11 protein-coding genes are annotated in these 12,217 nt (G+C 45.7%); all 11 read right to left on the minus strand.

Features of this window, described 5'->3' with window-relative positions:
- Positions 1 to 26: 26 nt before the first annotated feature.
- Positions 27 to 1,133 carry an NADH:flavin oxidoreductase gene (locus tag R7041_RS00510; protein ID WP_031781216.1) on the minus strand — a complete coding sequence of 369 codons (1,107 nt, stop codon included), beginning with the start codon at positions 1,131 to 1,133 and terminating at the stop codon, positions 27 to 29.
- Between the two features lie 671 nt (positions 1,134 to 1,804).
- Entirely contained in the window at positions 1,805 to 2,719 is a 915-nt protein-coding gene (gene cyoE / locus R7041_RS00515; RefSeq protein WP_064369193.1) for a heme o synthase, read from the minus strand.
- Entirely contained in the window at positions 2,680 to 2,991 is a 312-nt protein-coding gene (cyoD, locus tag R7041_RS00520; RefSeq protein ID WP_012842490.1) for a cytochrome o ubiquinol oxidase subunit IV, read from the minus strand. The genes cyoE and cyoD overlap by 40 nt, the downstream gene beginning before the upstream one ends.
- Positions 2,991 to 3,593, minus strand: coding sequence for a cytochrome o ubiquinol oxidase subunit III (cyoC, locus tag R7041_RS00525; RefSeq protein WP_005375782.1), 603 nt, complete (start codon positions 3,591 to 3,593; stop codon positions 2,991 to 2,993). The genes cyoD and cyoC overlap by 1 nt, the downstream gene beginning before the upstream one ends.
- A complete protein-coding gene (cyoB, locus tag R7041_RS00530; RefSeq protein WP_005375781.1) occupies positions 3,583 to 5,619 on the minus strand; it encodes a cytochrome o ubiquinol oxidase subunit I in 2,037 nt (678 codons plus the stop codon). Before cyoB ends, cyoC begins: the two co-directional genes overlap by 11 nt.
- A gap of 5 nt (positions 5,620 to 5,624) precedes the next feature.
- Positions 5,625 to 6,506 carry a ubiquinol oxidase subunit II gene (gene cyoA / locus R7041_RS00535; RefSeq protein ID WP_005388604.1) on the minus strand — a complete coding sequence of 294 codons (882 nt, stop codon included), beginning with the start codon at positions 6,504 to 6,506 and terminating at the stop codon, positions 5,625 to 5,627.
- Positions 6,507 to 7,304: 798 nt separating this feature from the next.
- Positions 7,305 to 8,063: an SDR family oxidoreductase gene (locus R7041_RS00540; protein WP_005375778.1), complete on the minus strand. Its 759-nt coding sequence runs from the start codon at positions 8,061 to 8,063 to the stop codon at positions 7,305 to 7,307.
- Positions 8,064 to 8,173: 110 nt separating this feature from the next.
- Positions 8,174 to 9,079, minus strand: coding sequence for a 3-hydroxyisobutyrate dehydrogenase (gene mmsB / locus R7041_RS00545; protein ID WP_005375775.1), 906 nt, complete (start codon positions 9,077 to 9,079; stop codon positions 8,174 to 8,176).
- A gap of 11 nt (positions 9,080 to 9,090) precedes the next feature.
- Entirely contained in the window at positions 9,091 to 10,230 is a 1,140-nt protein-coding gene (locus tag R7041_RS00550) for an enoyl-CoA hydratase/isomerase family protein (RefSeq protein ID WP_206949046.1), read from the minus strand.
- Positions 10,231 to 10,238: 8 nt separating this feature from the next.
- Positions 10,239 to 11,024 carry an enoyl-CoA hydratase gene (locus R7041_RS00555; protein ID WP_005375773.1) on the minus strand — a complete coding sequence of 262 codons (786 nt, stop codon included), beginning with the start codon at positions 11,022 to 11,024 and terminating at the stop codon, positions 10,239 to 10,241.
- Positions 11,025 to 11,062: 38 nt separating this feature from the next.
- Complete coding sequence (locus R7041_RS00560; RefSeq protein WP_005375772.1) at positions 11,063 to 12,217, minus strand: acyl-CoA dehydrogenase family protein; 1,155 nt, start codon at positions 12,215 to 12,217, stop codon at positions 11,063 to 11,065.

A 12,217-nucleotide genomic window follows, 5' to 3' on the forward strand; every position in this document is an offset into this window, starting at 1 on the left:
ATTTGTATTTGTGTAGTCGCTTCGTTTTATTTTTTGCGACGATTTCGGTTCTTATACACCACGCAAAAGTTACCACGCTTGGTACGACACTTTGAGCAACGTTCGCAATCTACTGGTGCGCGATTGCCTTCTTTCCAACGTTTGATCAACTGCGGCTCAGCCAATAAAGGGCGTGACACAGCAAAAAATTGGATATCTGTGTTTTCTGCAATTTTCTCAATCGCATCAATGTCGCTCAGCCCGCCGACAGTAATCACCGGTATGCTAACGTCCTGACTGATCACGTGACCATATTCGTGAAAGTAACCTTCTTCTTGTAGTGTGTAACCATCGAACGTTTGACCAACAAGTTCGTTTGCTTTGCCGTGAATATTGCCAGACACGACGATCGCATCAACGCCTACTTCTTCAAGTTTCTTACAGACGACGCGAGTTTCATCGAACGTTAAACCGCCGTCAAAGAACTCTGTTGCCGTCAGTTTAACGAGGATGGGAAATTCGCTTCCAACCAGCTTTCTGGTTTCAGAATAAATTTCTAAAAGAAAGCGCATGCGATTTTCTAAGTCACCACCATATTCGTCTTCTCGACGATTATAGTACGGGCTTAAAAACTGGTTAATTAAATAAGTGTGCGCCGCATGAATCTCTACGCCGTCAAAACCAGCGTCTTGAGCACGTTTGCTCGCCAATGCGAATGCCTTTACGATGTAGTCGATTTCGTCCTTTGTCATCGCTTTGCCTTGCGTATTTGTACCACGCTCAGGCACGTCACTCGGAGCGAAGATGACACGCTCACCGACGTTATGGGTGGTTTTGGTGCCACCGTAAGCAATTTGCATCACGATTTTAGAATCTTGTTGATGTACTAGCTCTGTTAGCTTTTTGTATTCTTCAATAAAAGAGTCGTTGTAGATCCCCATCATACCTGCGTTGGGTTTCTCTTCTTCAACGATATTGGCATAACCCGTAACAATAAGCCCAACTTCCCCTTTCGCAAGCGTTTCGTAAATATCGTAAAGCTTTGCCGTCATATGACCATCTTCGGTCGCCATGTTCTCCCACGTTGCGCTTCTCACAAAACGGTTCTTTAGGGTCATGTTGCCAATGCGGGCTTCGGAAAACAAAATGCTCAAAACCAGTCCTCTTAAAGTTGTCTTTATGTTTTATCTGTTCGCAAGTAAACAAGAACGAAAAAGGAACAGCGATACACGATGTATGGCTGTTCCTTCTCTGAATCCTTGAGACCTGCAAACTACAGGCGCACCTTAATGCCTCGGAGACGACAAAACTTTAATCTGGGTTAATGTTTAGTGAGTTTTTAGATTATGTAAAAGGATGATTCTTAATCGTGTTCATTTCACTGGAGCTAAGATGCTTCGTCACCCACTTTCAGTCGTAAAACTTGTGTATTTCGCTAGCAGGTGATTCAACTCAAACATTCACATTGTTAGTTTGTATGCTGCTATCGGAACTAGCACTACCCCAAATGTTTACATTACAAACTATCGATATTGAATTCTCATATGGTAAATAGAGTTATTGCGCTGTTTATACTTTTTAGCTTAATAGTCGCTATCTCTTGGCATTATTACGCGTCAGCGGAAACGCGCGACCCACTATGTTTTACAAACTGGTTGTTTTTGCTTTTAGATATGAATACGTGATAGTGAAGCTAGAGGAGGAACAGGAAAAACAGTGAAAATAAAGGACAATAGAAAGCTAAATGACCTTACTTCTAGGTAAGGCCATTCATGCATTCAGCAGCAAAAGATATTGGCGCTTAGCAAACGCTTAGGTCTGGTTGTTACAGAGCTAGAGGAATCAACTCGACACCAAGCACACCACTGATCCCCATCACCACTAGCAGTGAGACTTTAAACACCGACTTTGACCAAGCGATGTAGTTGTTGTCATCAATGCTGCGAAAGGTTACTTTCGTCCACATAAAGCAAACAACCGCTGCAACCGCTAAGTATTCATACCCGGCTTCACCTAGTAAAAATAACCCCAATGATGCTGCCCCAAAAGCCACGACATACGCTTTCATGTGTCGATGCGCTTTATGAATGCCTTCTTTAACTGGCAATACGGGAATCCCGGCTTCTCGGTAGTCTTGCATGCGGAACATGGCAATGGCATACGAGTGCGGCATTTGCCAGAGACAGAACATGGCAAAGAGTAAAATCGCTTCCAAGCTAATGAAGTTTGTTACCGCCAAGTAACCCACCAATGGCGGAACTGCGCCTGAGATACTTCCCACTAAGGTTCCATACACCGAGTTACGTTTGTACCACATCGTGTAAAAGAACACGTAATACACGTAGCCAAGCAACACGACGACAGCGGATAGTGGATTCACTCGGATAAATAACAGTGCGGTTCCTACCAGCAATAAAGCAAGTGCATAAACAAACGCAATATCGATATTGATGTTGCCTTTCACTGTTTCACGATTTCGTGTACGTGCCATCTTTTGGTCGATATCACGATCGAAAATATTATTCACCACACAACCTGAAGCGATGACTAACCCAACACCAACTAACGTCGTAACGAACAACATTAGACTGGCTGGTTCTGTTTTTGCGGCGAGGAAGAACCCCGCCGCAACAGAAATCAGGTTGCCGAAAATAATGCCCGGTTTAGTGATAGACAAATAACTTTTCAGCATACCTTGACCTACAACTTCATGTTGACGTTCATGTTGTAGATGATCCATACCGAGCCAGCGATAAGGATAAGTACAACAATGGCGGTAAACATCAGTGATACAAGGTTCCAACGTCCGTCGGATGTTTTTGTTTCCATGTGCAAGAAGTATTTAAAGTGAACAAATATCTGCACTAATGCACATCCAAATAGAATCGCATAGGTCGTTGTATCTGGTAATGATTTCGTCCAAACAAAGTAGAACGGAATTACCGTCAGAATCAGTGAGGCAATAAAGCCTTTCACGTAATCTGACGCACTGGTTTCTACATGTTGATCCATTACATTACCCCCAGTAAGTAAACGATGGTAAAGACACAAATCCAAACGATATCTAGAAAGTGCCAGAATAGGCTTAAGCAGTTAAAGCGCATTGCCATATTGTCGTTCAGACCTTTCGTCGACAGTTGATGATACGCTACCGCTAACCAAATCAGACCAAAGGTTACGTGCAGGCCGTGCGTACCAACCAACGTAAAGAATGCCGATAGGAATGCACTTGTTTGTGGCCCATAGCCTTCTTCAATCAGGTGATGGAACTCATAGACCTCCATACAGATAAAGCCAAGACCAAGCGCGAACGTGACTAACATCCAGCGTTTGAGACCAGCAACGTTGTTGCGCTTCATCGCGATAATGCCAAAACCAAATGTGATACTGCTAAACAGCAGCAGCATGGTTTCGACAAACACGAATGGGAGTTCGAAAATGTCTTTACCTGTTGGGCCTGCAATTGAATTGCTCGACAGCACAGCGTACGTCGCGAACAAGGTCGCAAACAATACACAGTCACTCATCAGGTAAACCCAGAAGCCAAATAGCTTGTTGCCATTCGTGTCATGGTGGTGATCATGGTCGTGATGTGCTGCGATATTAGTTTGCATACGTCACCTCCAGATCATCTTTACTTTCGCTGTCTTTCACTGAGTTTTTCTTCGCTTCTTCAAGCTGAGCTCGACGTTCGGCCTCAATTGCTTTGATCTCTTCAACTTCCACGTAGTAATCCACATCATCGTTATAGCTATGCTGAATACACGTCACGATAATACCGACCAAACTTGCCGCCGCTAGCCACCAGATGTACCAAATCATGCCGAAGCCAAATAGGAGCGACCAAGCCGACACGTAGATGCCTGTTGCCGTGTTTTTTGGCATATGAATACGTTCGTATTCCACTTCTTTAGTTGGATCGAACTCGCCACTTTGTTTCTGGTACCAGAAGGCATCTAGCACATCACCTTTTGGTAGGTGCGCAAAGTTGTAGAACGGCGGTGGAGACGATGTTGCCCACTCAAGAGTACGACCACCCCACGGGTCACCAGTTAAATCACGGTTTTGCTCGCGGTCACGGATACTCACGTAAATTTGGATGAACTGAGACAATACGCCCAGCGCAATCACAACCGTACCTGCTGCGGCAATCGACAACAGTGGGAAGTATTCTGGGTTGATGTCTTGGCTTAAACGACGAGTCATCCCCATAAAGCCCAGCGCGTAAAGCGGCAGGAACGCCATTAAGAAACCAATAATCCAAAGATAGAACGCACGTTTGCCCCAAGTTTCATTCATGGTGAAACCGGTCGCTTTCGGGAACCAGTAAGTGATCGCAGCGAAACATCCAAACACGACACCACCGATGATAACGTTGTGGAAGTGAGCGATAAGGAATACTGAGTTATGCAGAACGAAATCTGCGCCCGGAACAGCCATTAGTACGCCCGTCATACCACCAACAGTAAAGGTGATCAGGAAACCCACCGTCCACATCATTGGCGTCGTAAAGCGGATGCGGCCTTTGTACATGGTGAATAACCAGTTGAAGATCTTCACCCCAGTTGGGATAGAAATGATCATCGTGGCAATACCGAAGAAGGCATTTACGTTCGCGCCAGACCCCATCGTAAAGAAGTGGTGTAGCCAAACGACAAAGGCAAGAATCGTGATAACTACGGTAGCCCAAACTAGCGATGTGTAACCGAACAACTTTTTACGTGAGAAGGTTGCGGTGACTTCTGAGAACACACCAAAAATTGGCAAGATCAAGATGTACACTTCTGGGTGACCCCAAGCCCAAATAAGGTTGACGTACATCATTACGTTGCCGCCAAGATCATTGGTAAAGAAGTGCATGCCTAGGTATCTATCCAGCGTTAGCAGAGCGATAGTCACCGTTAGGATTGGGAATGAAATGATGATCAAAATGTTTGCACACAGAGACGCCCAAGTGAAAACTGGCATCTTCATCATTGGCATAGACGGTGTACGCATACGCAAAATGGTCGCGAAGAAGTTCACGCCTGTTAACGTCGTACCAACACCTGATATCTGCAGCGCCCAAATCCAATAGTCGACCCCGACTCCTGGGCTTGCCTCAATACCTGAAAGCGGCGGATACGCTAGCCAACCTGTACGACCAAATTCACCTAAGCCGAGAGACATGTTTGTTAGGATGACACCTACAACAAACAGCCAGAAGCTCAAGTTATTCAGATACGGGAAAGCTACGTCACGTGCACCAATCTGCAATGGCACGATGATGTTCATCAAACCAATGACCAATGGCATCGCTACAAAAAAGATCATGATCACGCCGTGGGCAGTAAAAATTTGATCGTAGTGATGCGGTGGTAAGTAACCTGCTTCACCCGCAGAAGAAAGGAGTTGCTGACTACGCATCATGACTGCGTCAGCAAAACCACGAACAAGCATCACCATCGCTACTGCGATGTACATGAAGCCAAGTTTTTTATGGTCTACTGAAGTAAACCATTCATTCCACAAATATTGCCACTTTCCGGCTTTGGTCACCGCGTAAACTACGGCTAAACCAACCAGCGCCACAACCGCTAGGGTGATGACGATAATAGGTTCGTGGAATGGAACTGAATCAAGAGTTAATCTTCCAAACATTACGATTATCCTTGGTTTTCAGGCAAACAGTTCATTGAACCAGGATGCTGGGTCACAACGTCGGTGAACAAGAACGGAGGAACGCTAGAGAACAAAGTGACTGGCTCTGCGATACTTGGCGCTGCCAGTGAGCTGTATTGCTCCCAATCTTCAATACGATCAGGGCTCGCCTTCACTTTCTGCACCCAATTTAGGAACGCAGCACGATCAGACATTGCTGAAGCTGTGAACTTCATTTGCGAAAAGCCTTCGCCGCTGTAGTTCGATGCAAAACCCTTGTAGTCACCTTCGTGGTTCGCTATCAGGTTGAGCTTGGTTACCATGCCTGGCATCGCGTAGATCTGTGTACCTAAGCGAGGGATGAAAAAAGCGTTCATGATGTTGTCCGAAGTCAGTTTGAACTGCACTGGCACGTCTTTCGGGAACGCCACATAGTTCACCGTCGCAATGTTTTCTTCTGGATAGATGAACAACCATTTCCAATCGAGTGACACCACTTCGATGGTCATTGGTTTAACATCACTTTCCAAAGGTTTGGATGGCTCTAGTTCATGAGTAGAACGCCATGTGATCGTCGCAAGAATCGCAATGATGATGATTGGAATTGTCCATACCACCACTTCGATTTTGGTCGAGTGTGACCACTCGGGTGCGTACTCTTCTTCAGTGTTAGAGGCGCGGTATCGGTAAGCGAAGTAAATCGTCATTAAAATCACAGGGATTACAACGATCAACATCAGCAAAAGAGCAGTAATAATTAACTCTTTTTCTTGCACACCAATGGCACCTTTGGGGTCAAGTAAAGCTGAATTACATCCTGAGAGCATAAGTATGACGGACGCCAAACTTCCCCTCGACAAGATGCGTTTATATCTTGAGGCTTCCATTAACTTTCTCGATGGTTGTCTGGTTTCAAAGCAGATGCCAATCAAAGTAAATAAGAGCTCACAAATAGCGCAGAGGTAATGTATGAGAACAAGAAAAAACTTCGATAAGTAGTTATTCTACTTACAATTTTTCAACTTCGTCATCAAGCATTTAACCAGCTAGAGTGAACCGTTATTTACTACGATACGATTGGTATCAAGCCAAGAACCAGTTGTTATAGTCATTAGAATGTTTATGTGTTGAGCATGAGTAACGTCGGGCTCAGAGCGAAACAAAACGGAATTGAGTGGAGATCAAAACCACACTCTTAGTGTGAGTTTATTGTTACACTTTGAAACACTATGTTACATTTGGCGCATTATGAGGAGTAAAAAGTTAAAGCTCATTAGCCACAACTGGAAACTAACCTTCCATTAATGGAAGTTACACACTTTAAATCGAATATTAACCTCAACACGAATTTCTCGTGCTTCAACAATTAATTATTTAAAAACAAACAGTTGAAACTTAAAATTGATGAGACTGACTATCAACTTCATTTATGCAGATAGCCTTAATGAGAAGCGGAAACTAAAAAACAAAAAGTGTGATCAACGTCAAATTAATGATTTCACTTAATATTTGAGTGGTATTTACATCTCTTTATTGGATTGTGAGAAATCATTCTCAAAGTAAATCCAAACATAAGTTGTAAATACATTTGGGTTGCGCAGAATTAGCACTCCACAACATAGAAAATGTTGAAATGGAAAGAGACTTATTATTCAGGTCTATCAGAGCCTTATTTCAGTGGCCACTTACATACGAATGCCGCCATCCACTTCTAAAACCCTGCCAGTAAAGTAATCACTCTCAATAATGTATTTTACTGCATGCGCGATTTCGCTTGTTTCGCCCATCCTGCCAACTGGGATCATCTTTTCTAATCGCTCTATGGCTTCTGGTTTCATTTGCTCTGCCATCGCGGTGTGTACTACACCTGGTGCAACCGCCGCCGCGCGAATACCGTATCTTGCGAGCTCACGGGCCCATGTTGTCGCCATGGTCGCGACCGCCGCTTTTGACGCAGAATAATTGGTTTGTCCGATATTTCCTGCTCTCGCAACACTAGAAATATTGATGATAACGCCTTGGGAGCCACTCTCAATCATCTTGACGGCAGCTTCACGCCCACACAAAAATGTTCCTGTCACGTTAACGTTCATGACCAAATTGAATTGATCCAAAGACATCTTACTGATCACGCCATCTTTTGCTTTTACAAGTAGTCCATCTCTTAATACGCCAGCGTTATTGACTAACCCATTGAGTTGACCAAAATCTTGGATAATCGCTTCAAACGTGGTTTCAACATCGATTTCGTTGGTGACATCCACTTGATATGTCAACGCTTTCGCACTCAGCATTCGACACTGCTCTTGTGTTTCCATTAAGCCACTGGCGTTTACATCCAACAACGCTAAATCAGCGCCAGCTTGAGCAAGAGTAATGGCCATCATTTGCCCAAGCCCCTGCCCTGCTCCTGTAATGGCAATAACACTACTTTTTATGTCCATATTGGTGCACTCCATAGCTCGTAATGTTCTCTATCTCAACCAGTCTAAGTTGGCCGAAATGATGCGCGTTTTAGGTCACCATCTCGGGCTGGTTTGTCACAAAACTCGGTCTAGCCTTTCTTACTCTTGTATAACTCAAATAAGCTTGAGAAATCGAGCTCGCCGTGGCCGCTCGCGTTGTGGAAAGAATATAAGTTGCGCGCTAACGACCCCATCGGAACCGAAGAATGTGTTTGTAACGCCGCATCTAACCCCAAGCCGAGATCTTTTAGCATGAGTTTGCTCATAAAGCCCGGCTGGTAATCGTGACTGGCTGGCGCACTGTCCATCACACCTGGGCAAGGATTGTAAAGCTCCAATGCCCAATTTCGGCCAGAGCTTTGCAGCATGATGTTTGATAGCACTTTTGGATCGAGTCCATGATCGATACCTAGGTTTAATGCCTCGCACGTACCAGACATTAAAATGCCGAGCATAAGGTTGTTACAGATTTTCGCCATTTGACCATCGCCTGCTTTGCCAGCATGGAAAACATTTTTTCCCATATACTGCAAAATCGCATTGGCTTTAGAAAACGCTTGATCCGAACCACCAACAATAAAGGTTAATGTCGCCGCTTTCGCGCCAGCAACGCCTCCCGAAACGGGCGCGTCGACAAACAACACACGTTTATTTGCCGCTTCATTGGCGACTAATCGCGCAGAGTCCGGATCAATGGTTGAACAATCAATCATCAAGGTACTTGGCGAGACAAGATTGAGGACACCTACGCCGCCGTGTAAGTCACCAAGATACACGGAACGAACGTGAGACCCTGCTGGTAGCATCGTGATGACTGTGCTAGCACCATCTACTACCTCTTCGATAGAGCTCGCCACCACCGCACCAAAAGGTACTAGTTGCTTTGCGGCTTCGCTATCGACATCGAATACTTGCACGTTAAATCCAGACGCGAGTAAGTTTTGCGCCATAGGATGCCCCATTCTTCCTAAACCGATAAATGCGATGGTACTCATGATCATTCTCCTTATTGACCTAGTGTTTGTTCACCCAAACCAGCAAGCGGATGTTCGTCATCCGGCCAAAGTGAGGTAAACAAAGTATCGATAACATCTTCATCGACTTCACTGACACTGTTAAACATCCAGCTCGGCTCGCCATCCCGGTCAATGAGCCGAGAACGGACGCCCTCTTTAAACTCACCTAATAAGGCACTGCGAACCGACAAACTCAACTCTAAACGGAAGCAATCTGCAAGCGGTAAGCTGTGGTACTCTTTCACTTGTCTAAAGCAAATATGCGCGGTGATCGGACTGCCCGATGCGAACGTTTGTTTCGCGTTTTCTATCCACTGGCTATTCCCTTCGATAGTCATGATTCGCTGTGCTATCGCATTAAGATCAAAGCCTTTGCACGCTTCCTCTATCTGATCTAAGTATGGACAAATTTGCGTGGTTGGTTTGCTATCAATAACTTGTTCTTCCATTAACTGTAGTAGTGCAGTTACCAACTCTTTCGCGTCTTCTTTGCCCCACTGGAGCCGCTTTAGCTCATCCAGTAAGGTGGGATACTGCTCTTCCAACAGTAACCAATCGGCCAAACAAATAGTGACAGCGTCACTTGAATTTACCATTGAACCTGTCAATCCGAGGAATAAGCCCACTTGCGGATCTATCTGGCTTAAAAACCACGTACCTCCCACATCAGGATACAGTCCGATATTGATTTCTGGCATAGCAAGGCGTGATGTTGTTGTCACAACTTTATGGCTGGTTCCCATAAAAAGCCCCATCCCACCGCCCATGACAATACCTTCTCCCCAACCGATAATGGGTTTGTTGTAAGTGTGGATGAGATAGTCACACTCATACTCCAACGAGAAATAGTTCGTACAGAACTCTACGATTTTTTCTTTACTCTCGTTATGCATGACGTGATACATAGCTCGAACATCACCACCAGCACAGAATGCTTTTTCTCCAGCGCCAGTCAGTACCACACAAGCCATATGTGGATCATCTTGCCACTTGATAAGCTGATCGTTGAGTTGGACCAACATGTCATACGTCAATGCATTCAATGAAGCGGTGTTTTCTAACGTTGCGATACCAATGCGGTGCACGCCATCTAAGCACTCTATTTCACTAATGGTTACCATCCCTGCCATGTGGCCTCCTATCGGTTTTTCCATTGCGGTGGGCGTTTTTCTAAAAAGGCGCGAACACCCTCAACTTGATCTTCCGTATCAAAAAGATTCAGAAATAACTCTCGCTCTTTCATTAAGCCGTGCTTAAGTGGCGCAGAGCGCATATTTTGAATGAGCGCCTTACATGCGGCGACAGAAGATGGTGACTGGTTCGCAACAGATTCAGCAAGCTCCAGCGCTTTACTTAAAGCTTCGCCTTTGGGAACCAACTCCTCAACTAGGCCTAGTTCTTTTGCTTTGTCAGCGCTGACTTGCTCTCCACATAAAATGATGCGCTTTGCCCAGCCTTCCCCCACTAACGCTGTGAGGTTTTGGGTACCACCAGCACAGGGCAAAAGTCCGACTTTGGCTTCTGGTAAAGCAAGTACCGCTTGCTCTTCAACGACTCGAATATCACAAGCTAATGCCACTTCTAACCCTCCGCCCATGGCGTAACCATTAATGGCGGCAATGGAAACACCACGAAATTCCGAGAGCGTTTCAAAGGCTTCACCAAAGCATCGCGCCATGTCTGACGCAACCGCTTTGTCACCGTCAGAAAACAACTTGAGATCCGCACCAGCAGAGAAAAACTTTTCTCCACTGCCAGTTAAAACCAGTGAATAAACCTGGTTATCATCGTTAAGTGTGAGTATCAGCGATTTCAGTGCCTTGAGACTCTCTGCTGTCCACGTATTGGCTGGCGGGTTGTTCATCGTCACCAGCGCAACGTGATTAGCGATCGTATGTTGAATGGCAGTTTGGGTTAATGGCATATCTGAATCCTTTCTCAATGAGCAAATCCAATACTTCGCTACAGCAAGGCCGATTCCTCAGAGAGCAAACGGCGCGCGATGATCAAGCGCATGATTTCGTTCGTTCCCTCCAGAATTTGATGCACACGCACATCTCTGAAATGACGCTCCATTGGATACTCTTTGATGTAACCATAGCCGCCATAAAGCTGCAGCGCTTGGTCGCAAACCTGAAAGCCCACATCAGTTGCGAACCGTTTTGCCATCGCGCAATAAGCCGTGGCATCCGGGTCATTTCGGTCGAGTTTACTGGCGGCATAGCGCACTAACTGCCGCGCAGCCACTAGCTCTGTTGCCATGTCTGCCAATTTGAATTGTAAGGCTTGAAACTGCGCAAGCGACTTGCCGAACTGCTTACGTTCTTGAATGTACCGTGCCGCCCGTTCAAGGGCCTGTTGAGCCGTACCGACGGAACAGGTCGCAATATTTATACGCCCTCCATCAAGCCCTTTCATCGCAAAGACAAAACCTTGCCCTTCTTCGCCCAGTAAATGGCTAGCTGGAATAACGACATTTTCAAAAGTAACCGCTCGTGTTGGTTGGCTGTTCCAACCCATTTTGGGTTCTTTGCGCCCATAGCTGATACCATCAGCGTGAGCAGGAATAACAAATGCGGACACGCCTTTGGCACCCGCTTCTCCGGTTCGCGCCATCACGACCAAAACATCTGTCTCTCCTGCGCCAGAGATAAAGGTTTTGCCACCATTCAACACGTAAGTATCACCTTTTTTGCTCGCGGTTGTGGCCAACGAAGCGGCATCCGATCCCGCATTAGGCTCGGTTAAGCAATAGGAGCCTAACCACTCCCCCGTAACTAATTTCGGACAGAACTGCGTTTTGGCTTCATCGGTAGCAAAACTGGCTATCATCCAACTGACCATGTTGTGAATCGTCATAAACGCCGTAGTGGACGTACATCCCATGGCCAGTTGTTCAAAGATAATTGAAGCATCCAAGCGACTCAGCCCTAGGCCACCTTGCGCTTCTGGAGTGTAGAGACTGAGAAACCCCAGTTCCCCCGCCTCTCTCAATACGTCTTTGGGGAAGATCTGCTTTTCATCCCACTCCGCCGCCATCGGTGCTAAACACTCATCGGCAAATTGCTGAGCGGTATCAGCAAATGCACGTTGATCTTCATTAAGTTCAAAGTCCAT

Origin of the sequence: Vibrio sp. 1751 (assembly GCF_033339895.1) — a bacterium.
Classification (GTDB): domain Bacteria; phylum Pseudomonadota; class Gammaproteobacteria; order Enterobacterales; family Vibrionaceae; genus Vibrio; species Vibrio alginolyticus.

What these genes read in the sequence shown, in the direction of transcription:
- cyoE (WP_064369193.1), bottom strand. Translation starts at nt 2,719, where the DNA reads ATGGATCATCTACAACATGAACGTCAACATGAAGTTGTAGGTCAAGGT.
- cyoD (WP_012842490.1), bottom strand. Translation starts at nt 2,991, where the DNA reads ATGGATCAACATGTAGAAACCAGTGCGTCAGATTACGTGAAAGGCTTT.
- cyoC (WP_005375782.1), bottom strand. Translation starts at nt 3,593, where the DNA reads ATGCAAACTAATATCGCAGCACATCACGACCATGATCACCACCATGAC.
- cyoB (WP_005375781.1), bottom strand. Translation starts at nt 5,619, where the DNA reads ATGTTTGGAAGATTAACTCTTGATTCAGTTCCATTCCACGAACCTATT.
- cyoA (WP_005388604.1), bottom strand. Translation starts at nt 6,506, where the DNA reads ATGGAAGCCTCAAGATATAAACGCATCTTGTCGAGGGGAAGTTTGGCG.
- R7041_RS00540 (WP_005375778.1), bottom strand. Translation starts at nt 8,063, where the DNA reads ATGGACATAAAAAGTAGTGTTATTGCCATTACAGGAGCAGGGCAGGGG.
- mmsB (WP_005375775.1), bottom strand. Translation starts at nt 9,079, where the DNA reads ATGAGTACCATCGCATTTATCGGTTTAGGAAGAATGGGGCATCCTATG.
- R7041_RS00550 (WP_206949046.1), bottom strand. Translation starts at nt 10,230, where the DNA reads ATGGCAGGGATGGTAACCATTAGTGAAATAGAGTGCTTAGATGGCGTG.
- R7041_RS00555 (WP_005375773.1), bottom strand. Translation starts at nt 11,024, where the DNA reads ATGCCATTAACCCAAACTGCCATTCAACATACGATCGCTAATCACGTT.
- R7041_RS00560 (WP_005375772.1), bottom strand. Translation starts at nt 12,217, where the DNA reads ATGGACTTTGAACTTAATGAAGATCAACGTGCATTTGCTGATACCGCT.